This is a genomic window from Parabacteroides sp. 20_3, assembly GCF_964238835.1.
Taxonomy (GTDB): Bacteria; Bacteroidota; Bacteroidia; order Bacteroidales; family Tannerellaceae; genus Parabacteroides; species Parabacteroides distasonis.
The window spans coordinates 599337-623255 of sequence record NZ_CAXSNO010000002.1 but is presented as its reverse complement, the minus strand read 5'-3'; the positions used below and the strand labels follow the sequence as shown (position 1 = coordinate 623255).

Genomic DNA, 23919 nt, shown 5'->3' with positions numbered 1-23919 from the left:
TTAGAAAGTCAAGTCGATACCAAATGAGTAGTAACGTTGGAACGGATAGTTGAAACCTCCGGTGTCAGACTCTGGGTCCCAACCGCCTTTTACCCCGTGTATCTCGAATAAGTCTTGTCCGCTTACATAAAAACGGGTCCGCTCGATACCGATCTTCTGCAATAAGCTTTTCGGCAGGGTATATCCGATCTGGATGTTCTTTAGGCGTACGTAAGCGGCGTTGATCTTTTGCATCGTAGACGCTTGGTAGTTCCAATGCCTGATATCGCCGTGGGTCAGACGAGGATAATATGCGTCTTGACGATCCTCATTCCAGGTTTGCCCGTAATAGAACTGAGGCGGATATCTCCACCAGTCGCTCCAAGGCATGGAGAACTCACCTTCACGGAACAAGGTGCGTTTAGCGACTCCTTGGAAGAATACGCTGATATCAAAGTTGTTCCACTTGGCACCCAAGTTTAATCCGAATGTATATCGGGGAGTGGTTGAGCCGACATACTTAGCGTCGCCGTCGTCCCCTTCCTTATCACCGTAAGTGGAGATTTTCCCATCGCCGTTCAGATCCTTGAATTTGGCATCGCCGATACCGATATTAGAGGGTACGCCTTCCAGCTTCTTGTAAGCGTCCAGATCCGCTTGGTCCTTGACTACGCCATCATATACATAGGCGAAATAGGAGTTGATGGGATATCCTTCTCTCGTCTTGTTCAAGCCTAGCTCATAAGTGTCCGAGCCTCCGTATTCCACGAGTTTGTTCTTAGCGTCGCTCAATTGGAATTGTGCGGAATATTCGACATTACCGATTTTGTCCGTCCAGTTTAAGGTAAGCTCGAAGCCATTCGTACGCAATTTGCCCGAGTTCGTATCCGGGGGAGTTGCCCCTAGCATACTGGGATAAGTTACGGGGATCAACATATTATTGTTCATCTTCACGAAGTAGTCGAAAGAGAATCCTAAGCGGGAGTCTAAGAAAGCGGCATCAATACCTGCGTTGATATTCTCCAAGATCTCCCATGTGCGATTTACGCCGGCTAAGACATCCAGCCCCATCGCTTGTGTTTGTGAACCGCTGCCGAAAGGATAGGTCAATTTAGTTCCCCAACCGTCGTCCCTGAATTTTAGCAACTGGATATAATCGTATAGACGAATACCTTCTTGATTACCTGTTTGTCCGTAAGAAGCTCTTAGTTTCAATTCGTTGAATACCTTAGAGCTCTTTAGGAATTCCTCTTGAGAGATACGCCAGCTAGCGGATACGCCGGGGAACATTCTCCAACGGTTACCCGGGGCGAAGCGGGAGGAACCATCGTAGCGGAAGTTTGTTTCCAAGATATACTTATTCTTGAAGCTGTATCCGATACGGGCGAAAGCCGAGCTTGTCGCCCAATGTTCAGCTTTGGCGTCGTTCTTCATATTTCCGGTGCCACCAAGGTTGAGTTCCCATAATTCGTCTGTGATGAAATTATCTCGGCGTGCCATGAACATACGGACCTCTTCTGCCTCATAAGCCATACCTAACATGGCATCTAAATGATGATCCAGTCCGAAGTTCTTATTATAATTCAAGTAAGCCGTATAATTTTGATAGATGGTTTCCTCGGTCGTACGATCTACAGCGGATTGTTCGGGACTACCTGCTCCCGTATAATAATTGATGTCACCGTCCCATGTATAGAGCGGGATGGCTTTCGCTATATCCTCGTTATTCTTGTTTTTGTAGTTTAAGCCCACTTGAGCGTTAAACACGAGTCCGTCCGTGATATCGGCGATCAATCTAAAGTTTCCGTTCATCTCCCGGGTATTGAACGTGGCGGTCTCGCTTTCCTTGGCCAGCGCTATCGCGTTGCTCCAGCCTCCTTGCGTGAAGAACTCTCCGTTGGCGTTATAGATCGGGAAGTTCGGCATATCAAACATCGCCTCGCCGATCACCCAAGCGCCATTACTTCCTATGTCCGTACGTTTCTGGTTATCCAAAGATACCTTTGTCTCTAATTTTAGCCACTTTGCCAATCGATAATCATAATTCATACGCAGATTGTATTTGGTATTATTATCGTCTGCGTATTTTACCACGCCAAATTGTTTGCTGTAGCCGGCGGATAGGTAATAGTTAGACTTCTCGCCTCCACCGGAGATTGTTAGGTTATGGCGATGTTGTACGCCATTGGTCAGCAACTCGTCCATCCAGTCCGTGTTCGTGAAAAAGAGCTTCCAGCCGGGTTGGGTGGGATGGTCGATAGGGTTCGGATCGTTCGCTAAGATGCGATCCAGAAGCTCTTGGGTATAGAGTGGGGCGGCACCGTTGTGTATGTTCGCCTCGTTATCCATAATCGCCATCTCATAATTTGTCGGGGCTTTCATGATTCCGGTCATTTTCGTGATCGCCAAGTTCCCGTTGTAAGTAAGTTTCGGAGCTCCGCTCTTTCCTTTCTTAGTCGTGATTAATACAACACCTCCGGCGGCACGGGAACCATATATGGAGGCTGAGGCATCTTTCAATACCGATATAGCCTCGATATCCTGCGGGTTGATCATATTCATATCCCCGGGGATTCCGTCGACCAAGACTAGCGGGGTATTCCCTCCGTTCGTGGAGGAGGCGCCACGCACGTTCAAGTCGAATTCCTCGTTACCCGGTTGTCCGGATGTTCGCTGAACGACCATACCGGGAATTTCTCCTTGCAAGGCGGACAGGACATTTGTAACCGGCTTAGAGTCGATTACCTCGGAGGATATTTTCGAGATCGCTCCGGAAAGATTGCTTCGTTTCTGTGTTCCGTAACCGATCACGACTACCTCATCAAGCTTCTGGGTGTCTTCCTTTAGCTGGATATTGAGGGTTTTGTTGTTGCCTACGGCCACTTCTTCCGATAAATAGCCGATGTAGGATATGAGTAGGATCGATTTACCGTTCGCCTCGATGCTGTACTGACCGTTCAGGTCGGTAACTGTACCATTTGACGTACCTTTTACCACGACATTCGCTCCGATGATCGGTTCGCCCCGTTCATCTGTAATGATACCGGTCACTTTTCGGTCTTGCGTCACCGGAACGGAGGCGTTGCCCGCGTTTCCGAGACTGACGGCTATCGTGTTATTCTCCCGCTTAAAATAAAGATTGGCTTGCCGGGTGATCTCGTTCAATACGCTGTTGACGGGAGCGTTTTTGAACTTTAGGTTAACCTGTACGTTCCGGTTCGCTATGGCTTCTCCATAGAAAAATTTTAATCCTGTCTGCTTCGACAAATCATCAAAGACTTTCTGTATGGGTTGGTTTTTGACTTGAATTGTTATTCTTTCTTTCTGATTTTCTTGCGCTTGCAGAGGTTCAGGGGAGCTTAACGCTAAAAAAACTAAAATAATAGAACAACACATCCAATTATACCTAGTAATAGTTGGAAAGTTCATAATTTTGTATGTTTAAAGGTTGTTTTTATACACTTTTAAAAACAGTCCGATTTATGTAATCTCCAAGGGGGTCCAATCCAAGGGTGTACATATCGGGAAAGATAAAGGGAGATCGAAGGTCAGAGGTCGGTTTCCCTTTTTTATGTGGCTATGCTTAGGTCGTATCTTTCATGGCAAATCGATTTTAAGGTTAATAACTCGTTTTGTATAACACGATCCGGTTTCCTTCCGTCCGGTATCGGATGCCGGTTGAATATTGAATTGCGTTCAGTACGGCTTCCAGACTTTTATTGTCGTGCTCGCCATAGATGTAATCGTCGAATACGCTATTCGGATCGAGTACGATCGCTTGATTATACATCCGTTCCAGATCATGTATAACGCTACTAATAGGTGTCCGGTTGAAATAAAGGCCGCCTTGCAGCCAAGCCGTTACTTTTTGGGCGTCCTCGTTCTTTTTAAGAATCTCTCCATTTGTGTTATTCACGATTATCTGCTCGTTCGGTAATAGGCGCATTACGCTTTCGGGCATATCCACCTCAACTTTTCCGGTCCGAACGCTGACGGCCATCAACTCATCCTCTTGATAGGCTTTTACGTTGAAAGAGGTTCCGAGTACTTTTACGTCGGCTTGCCGGGTACGGACGATGAAGGGCTTGCCCTCGTCTCTCATGACATTGAAAAAAGCTTCTCCTTCCATTTCTACCAAACGGATGTCAGAGGTAAATTCCGTTGGGTATCGCATGACGGTACCGGCGTTTAGATGAACGACCGTGCCATCGGGAAGGGTGACTTGCTTATGTTCGCCATGATTGACGCTTATTTCCGTTAGGAGATGGTCGCTAGCAGATGTATGCTGCTTCGCTGAATGATTTAGGTATAGTTTCGCTCCGAATCCGATGGAAACGATAATCGCTATGCTCGCCGCATACTTGATGAAAGTGGATAGGGAGATTCTTCTTTCTCTTTTACGTGTCTTATCCAACAGGTCTTGCGCCTCCTTCTTATAAAGCAGATGATTATGGGAATCGGATTGAGGTAAGTCCTGCGCTTCGTTCCAGACCCGGTCCATTTCGCTTTCTAATTCTGCTCGCTCCGTTATGGATGAGGCTAACTTCCGCAAGGTCTCTATATCGTTCCGTGTATAGAGTCCATTTACGTATCGGATTAATAAATCGCTTATATGTTTGTTTTCTTCTTCCATTATTTCTCGTGCTATATTAATAGTACAAAGAAGTCCGGGAGAACTGGGATATCATTAACTTTTATTAGTATATGATTTTATTATCTTTGCGAAACGATATGTGATGCTAAATGAAAGAGAGACAAATTATAAAGTCGTTGAAAGAAGGAGATAGGGAGGCTTTTTCGATGTTGTATAAACAATATTGGGAAAAGGTTTATCATTTCTGCGGGCTTTATTTGAATAATCGGGATGTGGCCGAGGATGTGGTACAAGAGGTGTTTATCAAGGTCTGGGAGTCGAGGGAATTCATCCGGGAGGATGATAACTTCAAGGGGCTTCTGTTTGTCATCACCCGTAACTTGATCTTTAATCAGCACCGGAAGAACGTGAACGAGGACTTTTATAAAATGACGGTCTTGTCCGCTATGGAGACCTCCTACGACTTAGAGGAAGAGATCACCGCCTATAACTTGGGGGAGTATATCGATCATTTGATAGAGGAATTGCCGGAAAGACGCCGGGTTATCTTTAATCTAAGCCGGAAGGAGCATAAAAGCTATAAAGAGATAGCCTTCCAACTCAATATTTCGGAGAAGACCGTTGAGAACCAGATCAGCGAAGCCTTGAAGTTCTTGAAGAAAAATATCATGTTACTTATCTGGTTTATCTAGCGCTTTCCTAGGTCACGTATTTATAGAGTCCGGAAGTGCCACTTTCGTCCTAAGTTTTAGTTTTGCTCGTCTTCTTTTTCAGGCAGCACATAAATCCGGTGTGTTCGATATCCTACGCTGGCTATTACGTTATCCTTGATAAATTGCTTGATATCCTCGCTCGCACGGTAGCGGGTACAATTGTTCAAGCCGGCGTAATCGGTGAGATTTATATATGAGTTTCTTTCTAGATAAGATAACATCTTAGTCTTCCTTCCCTCGATTCCCGTTTTGGGCAGATTTTCCCGTTAAACCAAGATGGGGGCGTTCTTTTTTACCATCTCCTTCAGTCGGGGAGAGCAGCGGAAGTTAACGCCGTGTATGCTAGCGCTTGATTTAGTATTTCCTTTCTGGTCCGTTACTTCTTTGCTTTTTACCGATGGCGAGAAATGTCCCAATCCTTCCAGTTCCACGCTGTACCCATAGGATAATTCCCTGCCGATATAGGAAGTAAGCGCCTCCAATACACCTTTTATGTCGGCGGAGGTGACGGATGAGCATTCGGAAATATACTCACATATATCGTTCATACGTTTGGTATCTCTGGTGATGACTCGTGCGCAGGATGTTGGCCCGCGTTGTTCATTGCCCGGTGTATTATAAATACTGACTTGGATGCCACTTCTTGGTTTTCCCATGATTTTCTCGTTATTTAAATGGATAATGTATAGGATGCCTCGGAGATTTAACGTTTATCTCTTTGGCGTTTCTATTTGATGAAATCGGTTGCCGACGCCCTCGGCAATGCTGCTGACGCTGTCGGAAATATTGCTGACGGCATCGGAAATACTGCCGACACCGTCGGCGACCAATTTCATTGAATACAAAGGACGGAAATATAAGGATGGAAAGCAAGGAAGATACTGATAAAATACAATTTCGTAAAGATAATTTTAAAGAGTTCCTATAAGTAATGGACATTTAATTGTACTTGAGGCTTTAGGCATGATTATTTTTCAATCGTATTTGGGTATCTTATCTGAATTTGATTAACCTAAGCGAATTTTTTATCTTCCAATAGGGGGGAGGGAGTCGTGGCGTGTATTTATAAATAGAACAAGAATAATAAACATGAGCGAAGATACGAGAACGATATTGAAGAAGTTGATGCGAGATGCTCTGGATGAGAAAGATCGGCAACGTTTGCTGTGTGACCCAAAAGTGGAAGAGCGTATGCGTTCCCAATGGGACGAGGCTGCGGATCGCGTGAATCCCATGGTGGGGAATCGCATGTGGGAACGAATCATAGCCCGGACAGTGGCGACAAACGGTGTCCGTAAACTCTGGGTCTATAAGATTACGGCGATAGCCGCCTCCATATTGCTACTTTTAGGTGTAGGAAGCGTAGTTTATTGGTCTCATACGAAAGAAGATCAATATATATATGTAATGGCCTCCGGTGTCCGTTGCATAGAGTCGGTTTCCTTATCGGACGGTACGACCGTGAGAATGGGGCCGAATAGCCAATTGATCTACCCAAAGAGTTTCGATGGCAAGACCCGTGATGTAGAATTAAAAGGGCAAGCCTTCTTCGACGTAGCGAAAGATCGGGAAAGACCATTTACCGTGCATACCAAGAACATGGATGTAACGGCCTTGGGTACGGCCTTCGAGGTTTTCAATTATGATTCCGAGAGCAAGTTGGAGACGATCCTGTTAAACGGTAAGGTGAAGATTGGCTTGGGAGGTCCCAATGTGAAGAACAGGCGTGAGGTGATATTGAATCCGAACGAGATGTTGGTTTTCGACAAACAAGCGAATACCGTTAGAGTTAAGACGGTTAATGCCGAGGAGTATTCGGGTTGGCGTAACGGTGTCCTCAGTTTTGAGAACGAACGCTTGAGCATGATCCTTACCCGTCTGGAGCCTTGGTTCGGGCGGAAGATAAAGTGCCCGAAGGAGATAGCGGAGAAATATCGGTTTACGTTTAAGGTACGGGATGAGTCCTTGGAGCGAATCCTATTTATGCTGAGCAATACGTCGCCCATTAAATACAGAGAGAAAGACAATGAATATGAACTATATATAAAGGGAGATAAATGAGTGTCTAACGTTAAATTCTAAGAGATATGCTTGTTAACAGTTCTTAAGTCTAATAAAAAACAGGAGGACAAACTAAGTTTCTCCTCCTGAGCAAATGTTCTTGACGGCAGGCGTTAGGAGTTGAGAGGCCGACACACCTGCTAATTTATTCATCAGAAACATTACAAAGTTATGAAAAAAATCAGAAAAGTAAACCGAGTCATGAAGATAAGTGCGTTGTTATCCTTGGCTTTCGCATGCACTGTATCCGCTTCTACCTATGGACAGAATTATAAGCTTTCCATGAATAAACAGGATTGCAGTATATCGGAAGTGCTAAAAGAAATAGAGAAAAATAGTGAGTACACGTTCTTCTTGAATGATAATCAAGTAAATGTAAATAGGAAAACGAGTGTAAAAGCAAATAATGCTTCGTTAGAGGAGGTCTTAGAGCAAGCCTTGAAAAATACGGGATACCAATATGAGATTGTAGACCGGCAGATTATAATTAAGTCAAAGAGTGTTTCAAGTGTCTCACATCCGAATGCCTTATTCCAGTCTTCGCCACGAAAGATTACCGGGCAAGTAAAAGATGCCTTGGGAGAACCTATTATCGGGGCGAATGTTGTCGTTAAAGGAACTACGAACGGAACGATTACGGATATCGATGGAAACTTCAGTCTGGAAGTACCGGACAATGCGATCTTGGTAGTTTCTTATATCGGTTATACGGATCGTACGGTCGAGGTTGGTAATTCTTCGAAAGTAATGGTTAGCCTGTCCGAGGATACCCAGAAGTTGGATGAGGTTGTGGTCGTAGGTTACGGAACGCAGAAGAAAGTGAATTTAACGGGAGCGATCTCCTCTTTGGATGCGGAGACGTTGGAGAATCGCCCGATCACCAACTCGACCCAAGCGTTGCAAGGTACGCAAGGTGTTTACGTAAATCAAGCGGGTGCTCAGCCGGGAGCGGACGGGGCGACGATTCGTATTCGTGGTCAGGGAACCTTGAACGATAATAATCCATTGATTTTGGTGGATGGCATCGAGTTCCCGTTGGAAGCGGTAAATCCGAATGATATTGAGAGTATTTCCGTATTGAAAGATGCGGCTTCTTCCGCTATCTACGGTTCTCGTGCGGCGAATGGCGTTGTCTTGGTAAAGACAAAGGGGGGAAAGAAAGGTAAGTTTACCGTCGATTATAATAACTATTTCGGCGTGCAGCAGGCTACTTATTTACCGGATTTCGTATATGATCCGATTGTTTTCATGGAAATGAGAAATCAGGCGCAACGAAATGAGGGGAAGCTCACTGTTGATTACTCAGATGAATTGATTGAGGAGTACCGTCAAGGAATGAAGACGGATCCGATCATGTATCCCCAGAACAACTGGTTGGATATCATGTATAACAATGCCTTTATCATGGAACATAATATGCGTTTCTCCGGTGGTGATGATAAATATACATATTCAGTATCTTTAGGCTATGGCGATCAAAATGGAGTATTGCGTGGTACGGATTCTAATAAATATACGTTGGCTGTGAACACGACTGCTCAAGTGAATAGCCGCTTGAAGATTGGTGCTAATATCAATGCGCATTACCAGATCTATAATGAGCCGGTTGCAGGAGTTTCTAATTTAGTTCAGATGACTTATAAGGCTCAAGCTTTTCATCCGACTTATACGGCAGATGGTCGTTATGCGGATACATTTGTTCGTACTCCGGGGCATAATATCTATCGCCATCCACTAGCGTTGGCTGATGAGGGAGAGAATAAGCATAAGTCCTTGCGTATGCTGGCAAATTTATCCGCTGAGTATAAATTGCCATTTGATATTACCTATAATTTAAATGTAGGTCTAAATAAATATGATTATCTAAATTCTCGTTTTGCTCCAGACGTATATGAGTACCAGTTGAAGACGAATGAGGAGAAACGAGTGGTTTATGATGGACAGAATACACGTCATGCTTTCAAGAAAGATAAAAATAATTTAGCGGTTACAATATTTAATACGCTATCTTGGGGGAAAAAGTTTAATGATATCCATGATGTGAAAGTATTGGCTGGATATAGTTATGAAAGTGATGACAAGACAGAGTTCTCTGGAAAAATAGAGGGTTTCTTGGGAAATGAGTTGCATGAGTTAGGAGCGGGATCTAGTAATTCTTTAGCGGATGGAACTTCTTCCAGATCGGTCTTGATGTCATATTTCGGCCGTGTGAATTATGGATTTAAAGATCGCTATTTGTTTGAGGGCAATTTCCGTTATGATGGCTCCTCTCGTTTTGCTAAAGGTAATCGTTGGGGTGTATTCCCTTCTTTTTCCGCAGGTTGGCGTTTAAGCGAGGAGGAGTTTATGAAAGATATTCCTTGGATTTACAATCTGAAGTTACGTGCTTCATGGGGACAACTTGGTAATGAGCGTATTGATTTATTCCGTTATGTGGATTTGATGAATCTGGATGCTAAATATTCATTGAATGGCGAAATCCAATCCGGTGCGGCTGTTACGGCTTATAATGATCCAAATATTACTTGGGAAACTACGACTATGACAAATATCGGATTGGACGCCTCTTTATTTAATGGCAACCTTGACTTCTCATTGGAATATTTTGATAAGCGTACATCCGATATCTTACGAAAGGTTACTTTACCTCAACAGGTGGGAAGTTTGGATGGCCCGATCCGTAATATCGGTGAGGTAAGCAATAAAGGTTTTGAGTTAAACTTGGCTTATCGTAATAATATAGGAGATTTCCGTTATGAAGTGAATGGAAATATGACTTTTATCAAGAATAAGATTGAAAGTCTAAAAGGTCAGACCATTATTGATGGTATGTTCATCTTGGAGGAAGGAAAACCTATCGACTCTTTCTACATGTTGCATGCGATTGGTATTTTCCAGTCAGAGGAAGAGATCAAGAATAGTCCATATCAGACAGCCGCTACCAAACCGGGTTATTTGAAGTTTGAGGATGTGAATGGAGACGGTAAGATCACTGAAGATGACCGTAAGATATGTGGTGGTGTGATTCCGAAGATCACGTATGGCTTCAATATCAATTTAGGTTATAAGAATTTTGATTTGGCTGCTTTCTTCCAAGGTGTAACCGATGTCAATACCTATGGAGATATGATTGGCGCTACTCCTTTATGGTTTGGTTGTGGTTTACCGGAGAAGTGGGTAACAGACTCTTGGACGCCGGAGAGAGGTACAAGTGCTACATTGCCTATTTTGACTACCTATGAAGGGTGCTTAAATGAGAATTTTAGAACAAATGATTTTTGGTTAAGAAATTCTTCGTATTTGCGTTTGAAGAATTTGCAACTCTCTTATAATGTACCTGCTTCTTTCTTGAAAAACGGTGTTATCAAGAGATTGAAGATCTTTGCCAATGCACAAAATCTATTCACCTTTTCTCCTATGAAAGATTTTGACCCTGAGAAGGATTTAAAGGCTAATACATTTTATGCTTATCCTTCTGTTCGGACATATACGGCAGGTGTTAATGTTACATTTTAAATAAAAGGAATGGTTATGAAACGTAAAATATATAAATTGTTATGTGTCTCGGTCGCTTGTATGTGTCTAACTTCATGCGACAGTTGGTTGGATGTAGATCCTTCCGACAAATATTCTACAGAAACATTTTGGAAGACGGAAGAACATGCTCATGCGGGATTGATGGGATGTTATAATGCGTTGATGCCTTGGCGTTCTTTACATACAATGGAGTTTGATATGTTGACTGCCAATGCAATGCCTTATAATGAGGCAAATGGTACTCAAGCTATAGGAAAAGGAGAACATCTGTCTACTACGGCGTTAATTGGTTCTTTGTGGAAGAACTGTTATACGGGTATTGGGCGTGCGAACACGTTTATAGCGAATATGCCTACCGTAGAAATGGAGGAAAAGGCTAAAAATGAGATGATCGGAGAGGCTAAATTCTTGCGCGCTTTTTTCTACTTGAATATGGTAGATAAATTTGGAGGGGTTCCTCTGATCACAGAAGCTCCTAATGCGGATACACAAGCGGAATTGCCGAGAAATTCCAAGGAGGAAGTAGTGGATCAAATTCTGAAGGATTTGGATGATGCTGCGGCTGTTTTACCTAAGAGTTATTCAGGATCGGACTTAGGCCGTGTTACGAAAGGTGCGGCTTTGGCTTTGAAAGCACGTGTTTTATTGTATAATTCTCGCTGGGTTGAGGCGGCTAAAGCAGCTAAGGAGGTGATGGACTTGGGAGAATATAAGTTGTTTGATGATTATCGTCACTTCTTTAGTGAGGCAAATAAACACAATTGTGAGGTAATTTTCAATATTGAGACGAGGATACCTGAGTTCTCTACGAACTATGATCAAGATATTTGGCGTTTAAATCGTCCTGCTCCTTTAAAAGAATTAGTTGATACATATTTGTGTACAGATGGTAAAACGATAGAGGAATCGCCTCTTTATAATCCAGCTCAACCTTATGAAAATCGAGATCCTCGTTTGTTAAAGTCTATCGTTTGTATTGGTTATCCTTATTTGGGAATGACTATTACTAAAGAAAATGTAGCGACTACCGGATTTGGTGTAAAGAAATATACCTCTTATGAAGATGATGTAACGATTCCTTTAGTAGAACGTTCCGCTTTTAACTTTATCTTGATTCGCTATGCGGAAGTTTTATTAACGTATGCTGAGGCTCAGAATGAGGCAAATGGACCAGATCAATCTGTTTATGATGCTATTAATCAGTTGCGTAAACGTCCGGATATCAATATGCCGGAAGTACCAAAAGGTTTGACGAAAGACCAAATGCGTAATGTAGTTCGTAGAGAACGCCGTATCGAATTAACTTTCGAAGGACTGTATTATTCCGATATTTTGCGTTGGAAAACAGCAGAGAAAGAGAATAACGGTATGATGCATAATAATGAAGGTATCGCTGTGGTTGAGCGTTCTTTCAATCCGAAGCGGGATTATCTATGGCCGATTCCTTATAATCAAATAGTTTTAAATCCAAATTTGGAACAAAATCCAAACTGGGATTAGTTGAAGTTAGAGGGTGGGCTGATGTGTTCACCCTCTAATTGAATCTTTAATATTTTAGAGTTATGAATAAGATTGCTTTATGTGGTTTGTGTTTGATTACATCAAATGTTTTTGGCGTGCTAGCAAGTGAGCGTCCAAATATTATTGTAATCATGGCAGATGATATGGGCTGGGGAGATGTTGGATTCAATGGGAATACCATAATTAAAACTCCTCATTTGGATGCTTTGGCTTCAGATGGAGTGATTATGGAGCGATTTTATTCTGCCGCTCCTCTCTCATCCCCGACACGGGCAAGTGTATTGACTGGAAGGCATCCTTTCCGAACCGGTGTGTTCTCAGCGAATGTTGGAATACTCAGAAAAAGGGAGGTCACGCTTCCTGAGTTATTGAGAGAGAACGGATATACGACAGGGCTTTTTGGAAAATGGCATTTAGGAACGTTGACATATAAGGAAAAGGATGCGAATCGTGGGAGTGTGGATAATAAACATTTGTATAATCCACCCTCTTGGCACGGATTTGAGGAGTCTTTTATTACGGAATCAAAAGTGCCGACGTTTGATCCGATGATACAGCCGATTCAGAATGATGGTTGTTTTTGGGACTATATTCGTGAGGGAGAACCTAGTCTGGCTTATGGAACCGCCTATTGGGATAAGGAGGGCACAAAGGTCACTGAAGATCTCAAAGGGGATGATTCCAAAATTATAATGGATAGGGCATTGCCTTTTATGGAGCGTTCTATTCAAGAAGGTATACCTTTTTTTAGTGTGATTTGGTTTCATGCTCCTCATTTACCTTGTGTAGCTGGTCCTCAACAGGTTGCTTTATATAAGGACTTAGATCTGCAACAACGAAATTATTATGGTTGTATTACGGCTTTAGACGAACAGATAGGACGTTTAGTGGATTATTTAAAGGCAAAAAATATATATGAGAATAGCATAATTCTCTTTTGTAGTGATAATGGCCCAGAATTGGAGACTCCGGGTTCTCCCGGGAATTTCCGGGGTAAAAAACGTTCTCTTTACGAAGGAGGGATACGGGTTCCATCGCTTATGTGTTGGCCGGCGAAATTGGCGAAAGGTAGTAAACTGGGAGTCCCTTGCTCTACCGTGGATTATATGCCGACATTATTGGATATCGTGAATGTGTCTAATAATAAAGAACTTGTATTGGATGGTGAGTCTTTATGGCCTAAGCTAATGAAGCATGAAACTAATAGGATAAAGCCTTTAGTCTTTTGCTCTGGTTATCAAGGGGCCGTGATTGATATGGATTATAAACTTTATTATACAAAAGGAAAATATGAATTATATAATATAGCGAAAGATCCGAGTGAGAAAAATGATATTTCGGCGGCTTATCCCGAGAAAAAGGAGCGATTAGAAAAGTGCTTGAAAGAGAATGTGGAGGATTACAGACAATCTTTCGAGAAAGGAAAGACTGAAGATCTTGTGGATTGGCAAGATTGGTGGAATATTTGGAAGTAATGTATCTAACAACGATATTCAATAAATAAATCATGAATATAAAACAACTCATTTTAACTACCAGCGGGCTTCTGCTCGCTGGTATCGTTGAGGCTCAGTCGGCTCATCCGAACGTGATCTTGATCTATACGGACGATCATGGATCACTGGACGTGAACTGCTTTGGGGCGAAAGATTTATGTACTCCCCATATGGATGCCTTGGCAAATCAAGGCGTTCGCTTTACCCAGTTTTATGGGGCGGCGGTTAGCTCGGTGTCGAGGGCTTCCTTATTGACGGGACAATTCGCCAAACGTGCGGGACTTACAGTGAATGCGGGAGGGAATAGTTTCTTACCGGTAGAGAAAGAGACTATAGCCGAGCGAATGAAATCGAATGGCTACCGTACCGCCTTGATCGGAAAGTGGCATTTGGGCGACCGTATAGAACAGGGGCCGAACGCACAGGGTTTCGATTACTTTTGGGGAATACGAGGAGGATGTGTGGATAATTATTCCCATTTCTATTATTGGGGTGGCCCGAATCGGCATGATTTGTGGCAGAATGAGAGGGAGATCTATTCTCCGGGCAACTTTTTCGCCGCAGAGAACCTGAAAGAGATCAAGAAATTCGCTACGGAAGATAAAGAGAAACCGTTCTTTATCTATTGGGCGGTAAATATCCCTCATTACCCATTGCAGCCCAGCGAGAAATGGTTGGATTATTATGCGGACCTACCTAATCCCAGAAGAATGTATGCGGCGTTTGTCTCTACTTTCGATGATTATTTAGGGGAGTTACGTACCTTCTTGGCTGCCGAGGGGTTGGCTGATAATACCATCTTGATCTTCCAATCGGATAACGGGCATAGCATGGAGGAACGTACTTTTAGAGGAGGAGGCTATAGCGGTCCTTACCGGGCCGGAAAATTCTCTTTGTTTGAGGGAGGTATCCGGGTTCCGGCTATCATCTGCTGGCCCAAGGAGCTGCCACAAGGTGAGGTACGTGATCAGGTTGCGATGAATATCGATTGGTTTCCTACCTTGGTCGAATTATGCGGTCTTTCAGCGGAAGGGATGGATGTGGATGGAAAGAGCTTACTCCCACTTATCAAAGACAGTTCCAAATCTTCTCCTCATAAGGCACTTCATTTTGATTTTGGGAAGCAATGGGCTGTCCGTTGCGGGGAATGGAAATTAATAGCGAATCCCCATGACGTGACTCCGGAGGGAGAGAAGGTCCTTAATGAGTTGTTCCTTTCCAACTTAGAAAAGGATAACACGGAACATATGAATTTCAAAGATCAATATCCCGAGAAAGTAAAGGAGTTGCAAGCGATGAGAGATGCTTTTGAGCGTTCTTTAGAAAAGTGATAATCCTAGGACTATTCTTGCTTTAAAAAATGTAAAAAGAAAGAACGTCTGATTATGTATGTTTATATTTGTTTAATTAAAAGCCAATATATCAATAAATAATATCATGAAGAATAAACTAATGTTACTGACGGCCGCCTCAGCCTTTTCAATGGCAGGCATAGCCGCTGATTACACGAATATCGTCCTGATTAATTTGGATGATGTGGGGTACGGAGATTTTTCTTTTAATGGGGCTTACGGATATACCACTCCGAATATCGACAAAATGGCGGCGGAAGGCGTTCGTTTTACACACTTCTTGGCGGGACAGCCGATCAGTGGAGCGTCTCGTGCCGGCTTGTTGACCGGTTGCTATCCGAATCGTATCGGTTTCGCCGGCGCTCCGGGACCGGATTCGAACTACGGAATCCATCCGGATGAGATGACGATCGCAGAGGTATTGAAACAGAAAGGATATAGTACCGCTATCTTCGGTAAATGGCATTTAGGTAGCCAAAAGGAATTTCTTCCCTTGCAAAATGGCTTCGATGAGTATTATGGTTTGCCGTATTCTAACGATATGTGGCCATTCCACCCGCAACAAGGTGAGGTCTTTAATTTCCCGGATTTGCCGACTTATGACGGAAACGAGATTATCGGTTATAATACGGACCAAACACGGTTGACTACGGATTATACCACCCGTTCTGTTAATTTCATCAAGAAGAATAAGAATAAGCCTTTCTTCTTGTATCTGGCTCATAATATGCCCCATGTACCGTTGGCCGTTTCCGATAAATTCAAGGGAAAGAGCGAGCAGGGTTTATATGGCGACGTGATGATGGAGATCGACTGGAGTGTAGGTGAGATATTCAAGACATTGCGTGAGCTGGGCTTGGAAGATAATACGTTGGTGATCTTGACTTCCGATAATGGCCCTTGGACCAATTACGGGAATCATGCCGGTTCAGCCGGTGGGTTACGTGAGGCAAAGGCTACGACCTTTGATGGTGGTAACCGGGTTCCTTGTATCATGTACTGGAAAGGTAAGACGTTACCGGGTACGACTTGTAATAAGTTAGCTTCTAATATCGACCTTCTTCCTACGTTCGCCGAGATCACGCAGGCCCCGCTGCCTACTCGCAAGATTGATGGCGTTAGTATCTTATCATTGATAGAGGGCAAGAAAGACGCGAATCCTCGTGAATCCTTTGTCTATTATTATAACAAGAATGACTTGGAGGCTGTCACGGACGGTATGTTTAAGCTGGTATTCCCTCATAAATACGTTACTTACGGGGCTTATGAGCCGGGAAACGACGGCCAGCCGGGTAAGTTGACGAATCTGGAGATCATGAAACCGGAGATGTACGACTTGCGCCGTGATCCGGGAGAGCGTTATAACGTGATCACCCAGTATCCTGAGGAAGCCGCGAAATTGATGAAGATCGCCGACCTGAAACGTCATGAGTTAGGGGATAACCTAATGCGCGTAAAGGGAACAGAGCGTAGGGAACCGGGTCTAGTACAAGGGAAAAAACGTCATGACCTATGAAACAATCGATCATAAGTATCGGAATGACTGCCTGTTGTCTTTCGGGGAACGGGCAGTTCCTTTTTGCCGCCGATAAACCAGTGCAAGAGGAACGTCCCAATATCTTGTTTATCCTTTCGGATGATCATACTTCCCAGTCTTGGGGCATTTACGGGGGGGTGTTGGGTGATTATGCCCGGAACGAGAATATCCGTCGCTTGGCTGCGGAGGGCTGCGTGTTAGATAATTGTTTTTGTACGAACTCGATCTCTTCCCCTAGTCGTGCGGCGATCTTGACCGGAGCCTATAGTCACGTGAACGGTGTCTACACGTTAAGTGATTCCTTTGATCCGGAGCAGGATAATATCGCCAAGCAAATGCGGGCGGGAGGCTATCAGACCGCTTTGGTCGGTAAATGGCATCTGAAAACGCAACCGCAAGGTTTCGACTTCTATTCCGTGTTTCATGACCAAGGCGAGTACCGGGACCCTACTTTCATAAACTGTACGGACCCTTGGCCGGGTGAGCGTAATTTCGGGGAGCGGGTACGAGGTTTCTCCACGGATATCGTGACGGATAAGGCGATCCGTTGGATGAAAGAGGCCGATAAGGACCGGCCTTTCATGATGTGTTGTCATTTCAAGGCTACACACGAGCCTTGGGATTTCCCGGAACGGATGAGGCATTTGTATGACGGCGTTGTTTTCCCGGAACCGGAGAACTTATTTGATTGGGGGCCGGAGACGAATGGACGTACCTTCTCCGGACAGCCTTTGGAGGAGTTGGCTCGTCGTTGGGACGTGGCGTCGCAAGACCCTGATAAATGGTGGTGCCGGTATCCGGAGTTGCCTTTTACGACGAAGGGCATGCATCGATCTGCCGCCCGTAGCGCCGCTTACCAGAAATTGGTGTGCGACTATCTGCGTTGCGGGGCTACGATCGACGATAATATCGGGAAGTTATTGAAAGCGCTGGACGATATGGGAATCGCCGATAATACGATCGTGGTGTACGTATCCGACCAAGGTTATTTCTTAGGAGAGCATGGTTTCTTCGATAAGCGTATGATGTATGAGGAGTCTCTACGTATGCCTTTCGTGATCCGTTACCCGAAAGAGATCCCGGCGGGGACCCGCAATAAGGATATGATCTTGAACGTGGATTTTGCCTCTTTGCTGGCGGATTACGCAGGCGTGAAGACCCCGAAAGAATCGCAGGGCCATAGTTTTCGCGATAATCTGAAAGGAAATACCCCAAAGGATTGGCGTAAGGAGATGTATTATCGTTATTGGACCCAACATTCGAACCGTCCGGCCCATATGGGTATCCGTAATGAGCGGTATAAACTGATGTTTTTCTATGGCGACCGTCTGAATATGACTGGTTCGGAGGATAAGACCACGACACCAGCATGGGAGTTTTACGACCTTCAATCCGATCCTCGTGAGAATCACAACGCTTACAACGATCCCCAATACGCCAAGATTATCCGGCAAATGAAGGAGGAGATGCTGAAGCTGCGGAAAGATGTTAAGGATGAGGACACGAATACCCCTAAAATGAAGGAGATTATGGAGACCTATTATTGGTAAAAAGAAAGCGGAGGGAGACGTAGCGTGCTGCGTCGCCTATCCTTTGTAATAGAAGTCCACGCTAGCAACCGAGAGGGAGTGTGGTATGTTATAAAGCATGTATTTCTAGAAAGAAGAAGGAATTTGTTCTTTTGTGAAAAAGAAGTCTTATGTTTGTGCACGATATGAAAAACAGGGTTTATGTGGCCCCGTTATCAGTAAACAACCAACCTTGACATGAATACAAACAGAGATAAGGCTGTCTCTTTTGGGCGGGACGGCGGAGATGTCCGCCGTCCTGTTTTTTTGTCAATGAGCCAGAGCTGTACGTGACATCCGTTCCAGCTCCGGGGGAGCCAGAGCGGAATATCGCCCGCTGGCTGTGTGAATAATGACAAGCTGCGTCTCCCCGGATACCTATTTCGTTAACTCATAAGCCTCTATCACGCACTCCAAAGCGCAGGCGTTTGCTGCCGAGCTTTCCTTGTGGAAAGGGCCGTACCAATAACAACCGAAGCTTTTGGATGTGGGGTCATAATCTTTCGTGATGATGGATTCTGCGTTTTTCAAGATGAAATCTTTATAAGCCGGATTCTTTGTCACTTCATACAGGAAGGCTAAATGACGGATGAAGATACCCTTAAATTGGACACCGTCGTTGCTATCATCGATCTCGGGCTTCATCTCACGAAGTATACCCTCGTCGGTTACCAATTGCGTGGTAATGGTAGCGTCGGCGATCTTTTCCGCTAGCTCCAAGTAAGATTTATCGTTGGTTTGGAGATACATCTCGGCTAAGACAGCGATGGCTACGCCTTGGTTATACGTGTAGTGGGCGTTGCGGTTGGGGGTACAATCGTCTTTCGTGCCGTCCTCGATTTGGTAGATGTCCGTATTGATCATGCCGGTTTGCGTATACCAATCCACGTTCTTCTTGAACCAGTCGAGATACGCCGGATTTTGGGTCGCTTTATATAATCGGATAGCTGTCAGGGAGAACAGGTTGTTCGCTATGGAGTTCTTGTAATGCAAAGGGTTCTTTTTCCAGAAGATGCCACCTCCGCAAGCGTCGCTCCAGCCAGTTGTCATATCATCGAATATGATCTCGGCCATATCTAGGTACTTTTTCTCTCCGGTCAGTTTGGAGGCCTCGATCCATGCCAATGCCCACCAACCCTCGTCATCGTAATAATCATTGATGAAGTTGTCGCAATAACGGGGAGTACCGGTTGAGTCTACGCCTACTTGGTAATGACGGGCTTTCTCGAATACATCCTCTATGACAGATGGGATGGCCGGATCTTTGGTTACGGCGCCGTAGCGAATGGTGGCGGTCAATACGTTCGCCGAGTTCCACCAGCCGGCTGTTTCCCAGATACCGGTCGTGTCGTTTCTCCAGCTTAGGGAGGTTTGTACGCTTTCTCGCATCTTTCCCTCAAAAGGGGAAGGTTTGCTACAGGATAGCATGAAAAATACAAGCAATACGCTTGTCAGGAAATGTTTGTACATACGTATTTATGAAAATAAGATTAGATTAAGCCACAAAGATAAATGATCTTTTTGAACTTTAGTTAAACTTTGTACCTTTGTCTGACGGAATCTAAGATACTTCAATATTAATCATAAAAGAAAAACACGGTAAGATGAAAAAGCAAATCTTATTTATTTGTTGTGCGGTAATCGCATACTGCCTGAGCGCCTGTAATACGGCACCTCAGCAAGCGCCTTTGAAAGAGAAGAATCTGCCAAAGCATGTAATCTTGATCGGTTTCGACGGCTTGAGCGCCCATTGCTTGAATAATGGGGCGGATATGCCTACTTTCCGTAAGATGATGGCGGAAGGCGCCTCCACGTTAGAGAATCGTTCGATCCTGCCTTCGTCGAGTGCTTGTAATTGGGCTTCCATGTTTATGGGAGCGGGACCGGAGTTGCACGGATATACGGAGTGGGGATCTCGTACGCCGGAGCTTCCTTCGCGTGTCGTGAATAGCGACAACCGTTTCCCGAATATCTTCGGCCTGTACCGGGATAAGGCTCCCGAAGCCGAGATCGGCTATATCTATGAGTGGGAAGGCATGAATTATCTGGTGGATACCTTGGCCATGAGCTTCCGTAAGCATGCCCCGATGTCGGCTGAGAACCCGAACGGATGTACCCCGGTAGCCGTTCAGTATATCAAGGAGAAGAAGCCGAATCTTTGCGCGATCATATACGATCAGCCGGATGGTACCGGACATGGCAAGGGTTGGAGCTCCCCGGAGTATTTCGCGATGGTGAATCATTTGGACAGTTGCTTGACGCAAGTGATGGATGCCGTTCGTGAGGCGGATATCATGGATGATACGGTGGTTATACTGACGGCCGACCACGGCGGTATCGAGACCGGTCACGGTGGCAAGACGATGAACGAGATGCAAACCCCGATCGTTTTCTATGGAAAGAACGTAAAGAAAGGCTTCAAGATCCCGGAGAGTACGATGGTATATGATATCGCCGGTACGATCGCCTACCTGTTGGACGTACCGCAGCCGCAAGTGTGGATCGCTCGTCCGATCATGTCTGCGTTCTCAGATTAGGCAAACCTTGGAATACAGGAACGCCCCGGAAGGATTGATTCTTTCCGGGGCGTTTTGGCTTATCACCGGGCGATTCCTACCTTGGCGGTCGTGCCGTTGGATAGCCTCACGACGTAGAAGCCGGCCGGCAGGCCGTACAAGTGGTTGCTACCGGCGGGGAGGGGAGAATGGCGGATCAGCTTTCCGGCCATTGTCGTTATCGATACGTCGAGCGGGGCGGAGGTGTCGATGTAGAGTGTACCGCCGGAGGAGCGGATACGGCTCTTGTTGTCGGTGATCCGGGCGGTGGATACGATGATATCCTCTATCGTGATCCGGATATCTTCGTAGACGGCTATCGTGTAGCTGCCGTCCCGGTTGGGGGTGATCGCCCGGCTGTTCGCCTTTACCACGGGGGTAGACTGGCTGTAGGCCGAGTCTAGCTCAAGGTAGAGGAGGAATTGATCACCCTCCTCATAGTAATAGGTACCGGGAGAGGGGGTGAGGGTCGCGTTTGCGGTCTCGGGGATTACGACCGTGTATACCGGGGGCGGAGTGGCAAGGCTGAACGTGCCCGCGCTCTCGTGCCCCGCGTGATCCGTCACCTTGTAGGTCTGGAGGCCCTCGCTTCCGGAACCGTCATAGCGGTCGGAGGTGAGCTGCACGGAAGTACCGTCGATGAGGACGGAAGCTACGCCGCTGCCCTTGCCATCGGTGGCGGTGAGGGTATAGCCGAGGTTATTGGTGGAGATGGTTACGGTTGGGGCGTTGAGGTCGAGGCGGATATCCGTGGCCTTATAGTCGTACTCTCGCGTATAAGGGGCGTCACGTTTGAGCAGGTAGGTTACGTCGAAGGTTCCCTCTTGGCTGAAGGTGAAGGAGGCGGCGAAGACTTCGCCGGAAGCGATTAGCCCGCTAATCGCTTTGGTTTGTATGCCAGTCTCTTCCGCTTCTTTCAGCTTGATGGTGAAACCGGGGGGAGCGGAGAAGGTAACGGCTCCGGCATACCATTCCCCCTTCTTGTCGCCACCAAGTTCTACACGGGCCTCTTCCGGTAGCTTGTCGGTATAGGTACATGGGATATCCGGCGTGAGTTCCAGCTTGTAGTTGGACGCTAGGAACTTGTCGTTATCTATTAGCTTGAGATCTCCCGGAATGATAAGGTTGGTTGGGGAGTCTATGGCCAGTTGCCCGGAGAAGGCTGCTGTTTCTCCTTTGGCTTCTCCGCTTGTGTCATATTTCGGGGCCTCGCCTTTATACAGTATTTGCTCGGCCCGCGGGGTGACGGTGAGTGTTCTCGGGTGGATCGTTATTGGGATGTCTACGCTCTCCGGCTTCTCGCAATTGACATGGCTGATGTCAATGCGTATCTTAGCTCCGGATGTTGCGGTAGCCTTGTTGGGGGAACCGCATAGCTTGTTATCATTGTTTACCGTCAGGCCATAAGCTGCACCGTCGATTTCGAACTTATAGTCGGACTTATCGCCGTAGGTATCGGGAGCGAGGAGCCCGGACAGGTCATAAAGCTCATTCGGCTCCAGTGGCGTGGCGTACGTCCCTTCCAGCGTGGCCGGGGAGGCGGTGGTCTTGATCAGGTTCTCTGTCCAATGGGCGTAGAGGGTCATAGGCCCGGTGATCTTGGTTATTTGATTCCCGCCTTCTCTATCGTCGTACCAGCCTTCTACTAGGGTGTAATATGTATAGGTGAGCTCACCTGGCCTTAATGCGTCAGTTTCTGATAGGTATTCTGTGCTATTAGTGCCGTCGTCGATGGGATAATTGGTTTGAAAGTTCACTTTGTACTTTATCTTCTGACCATTAAGCTGAACCTTGATATTGGTATTGTCACTCTTGAGATCCTCATTGTTCTCTATCGTTCCGTTGCCGTCGATGGTTCCACTATCTTCATTGCTGATCGTCCCTTCATTGGTGAGGGTTACGCCATCGGCGATCGTCAATGTCTGTTTCCTTCTTATATGGAGTGTATAGCCGGGCGGTATCTCGTAATCCCGGTCGATGGTATAGTGGGTAATGTCGACGTTGTTGCCATCTATCATGCTACCCTTGATGCTACCCTCAATGCTACTATAATTATATTCCTTTAGAAATATGATAGCGCTATTCTGACCGGAGGGGAGGACATAAGATGACGCGTTTATAGCTTTGCCTCCATCTTTATTCGTTATAGCGGAGATGATCCCCCCGCTTATCGTGACTGTTTCCCCTACCTTTCCTTCCCCTGCGCCCATACCGTTATATCCGGTGGCATTTACGATTCCCCCGCTGATCTCTATCGTTCCGGAAGTTATGGGTGGATTAGCATGAGCGGGAGTCCCCGATACCCCGATACCCGGCCCGGAATCACCCCCTGTGGCGGTGATATTCCCGTCTTTGATCCGGACGGTTCCACCATTGGAATTAGCACTTGTTCCGATACCGGCTCCATATCCTTTCCCATGGGCAATGATGGTACCGTTCTCGATCGTGATGGTTCCTTTCGCATCTTTACTGTATCGTGAGCCTATTCCGGCGGCTTCAATTCCTCCTTTGGCCGTTAGTTTTCCTTTACCTTTTATTATAAGCTCGGTACCATCGCCTGTAGGTGCGCAAATGGCGGGTAGGTCATGGCCACCTGCCAAGCTGTTATCTCCGACTAGGATCAATTCTACTCTCTGGGCTTCATCGGCGTATAAGGCGCAATAAGGTGCGTCTTCTGGGAAATTCTTGGTATTTACCTTGTCCAGCGTGATCTTTACCTGTATGCCTCTGGCGACCATGATAACGGCTTTCGCTTTATTCTGGGCTGTTGTGCCGTATCCGGTTTCTTGTGTTGGCACTCCTTGGTTTTCGATATCATACGTACCGTGAATATAATATTCTCTATTGTTTTCATCAATGGTAATTCCCCCTTTATAGCTATCGTTACTAAGATCTATATCTATTATGCTTGTCCCTTGCCCCCATGCCGATACGAGTGAAAGGAATAGTAAGATGCTTGTTATTAGATACTTATTTTTCATGTTCGATAAAGATTGATATTTGTGA

Annotated in this window: 13 protein-coding genes and 1 pseudogene; 9 read left to right on the top strand and 5 right to left on the bottom strand. The window is 45.5% G+C overall.

The features are described from left to right. Together ACESPU_RS06335 and ACESPU_RS06330 are read right to left on the bottom strand one after the other, a co-directional pair. Window positions 1–3408, bottom strand: coding sequence for a TonB-dependent receptor (locus ACESPU_RS06335; RefSeq protein WP_022191872.1), 3408 nt, complete (start codon window positions 3406–3408; stop codon window positions 1–3). A 190-nt stretch (window positions 3409–3598) separates the two neighbouring features. Continuing rightward, window positions 3599–4612, bottom strand: coding sequence for a FecR family protein (locus ACESPU_RS06330; RefSeq protein ID WP_057318704.1), 1014 nt, complete (start codon window positions 4610–4612; stop codon window positions 3599–3601). Between the two features lie 110 nt (window positions 4613–4722). Between ACESPU_RS06330 and ACESPU_RS06325 the strand changes: the two genes are divergently transcribed. Next, the gene (locus ACESPU_RS06325; RefSeq protein WP_005866315.1) at window positions 4723–5265 is read left to right on the top strand and encodes an RNA polymerase sigma-70 factor; all 543 of its coding nucleotides are present in this window, start codon (window positions 4723–4725) and stop codon (window positions 5263–5265) included. A 56-nt stretch (window positions 5266–5321) separates the two neighbouring features. Here the strand turns inward: ACESPU_RS06325 and ACESPU_RS06320 are convergent. Then, window positions 5322–5942: pseudogene (locus ACESPU_RS06320) on the bottom strand (HU family DNA-binding protein). 433 nt (window positions 5943–6375) lie between these two features. On the opposite strand from ACESPU_RS06320, the gene ACESPU_RS06315 reads away from it, so the two are divergent. From ACESPU_RS06315 to ACESPU_RS06285, 7 genes are all read left to right on the top strand, one after another. After that, the gene (locus ACESPU_RS06315) at window positions 6376–7347 is read left to right on the top strand and encodes a FecR domain-containing protein (RefSeq protein WP_347172709.1); all 972 of its coding nucleotides are present in this window, start codon (window positions 6376–6378) and stop codon (window positions 7345–7347) included. 171 nt (window positions 7348–7518) lie between these two features. Further along, entirely contained in the window at window positions 7519–10863 is a 3345-nt protein-coding gene (locus ACESPU_RS06310) for a TonB-dependent receptor (RefSeq protein ID WP_227154156.1), read from the top strand. Between the two features lie 15 nt (window positions 10864–10878). Beyond that, complete coding sequence (locus tag ACESPU_RS06305) at window positions 10879–12384, top strand: RagB/SusD family nutrient uptake outer membrane protein (RefSeq protein WP_158532839.1); 1506 nt, start codon at window positions 10879–10881, stop codon at window positions 12382–12384. Between the two features lie 62 nt (window positions 12385–12446). Further along, window positions 12447–13880 (top strand): sulfatase, encoded by a 1434-nt coding sequence (locus ACESPU_RS06300; RefSeq protein ID WP_158532838.1) that lies wholly within the window; start codon window positions 12447–12449, stop codon window positions 13878–13880. A 32-nt stretch (window positions 13881–13912) separates the two neighbouring features. Beyond that, window positions 13913–15232, top strand: coding sequence for a sulfatase (locus tag ACESPU_RS06295; RefSeq protein WP_005866327.1), 1320 nt, complete (start codon window positions 13913–13915; stop codon window positions 15230–15232). A 106-nt stretch (window positions 15233–15338) separates the two neighbouring features. Further along, on the top strand, window positions 15339–16769 hold the full coding sequence (locus ACESPU_RS06290) for a sulfatase (protein WP_005866329.1): 1431 nt from the start codon (window positions 15339–15341) through the stop codon (window positions 16767–16769). Then, window positions 16766–18340 (top strand): sulfatase, encoded by a 1575-nt coding sequence (locus tag ACESPU_RS06285; RefSeq protein WP_005866331.1) that lies wholly within the window; start codon window positions 16766–16768, stop codon window positions 18338–18340. The genes ACESPU_RS06290 and ACESPU_RS06285 overlap by 4 nt, the downstream gene beginning before the upstream one ends. A gap of 396 nt (window positions 18341–18736) precedes the next feature. Here the strand turns inward: ACESPU_RS06285 and ACESPU_RS06280 are convergent, their stop codons facing one another. After that, on the bottom strand, window positions 18737–19828 hold the full coding sequence (locus ACESPU_RS06280; protein ID WP_057329147.1) for a glycoside hydrolase family 76 protein: 1092 nt from the start codon (window positions 19826–19828) through the stop codon (window positions 18737–18739). A gap of 134 nt (window positions 19829–19962) precedes the next feature. Between ACESPU_RS06280 and ACESPU_RS06275 the strand changes: the two genes are divergently transcribed. Beyond that, on the top strand, window positions 19963–20895 hold the full coding sequence (locus ACESPU_RS06275; protein WP_057325930.1) for an alkaline phosphatase: 933 nt from the start codon (window positions 19963–19965) through the stop codon (window positions 20893–20895). A 62-nt stretch (window positions 20896–20957) separates the two neighbouring features. Here the strand turns inward: ACESPU_RS06275 and ACESPU_RS06270 are convergent, their stop codons facing one another. Next, on the bottom strand, window positions 20958–23894 hold the full coding sequence (locus ACESPU_RS06270) for an InlB B-repeat-containing protein (RefSeq protein WP_158532837.1): 2937 nt from the start codon (window positions 23892–23894) through the stop codon (window positions 20958–20960). Between the last annotated feature and the right edge of the window lie 25 nt (window positions 23895–23919).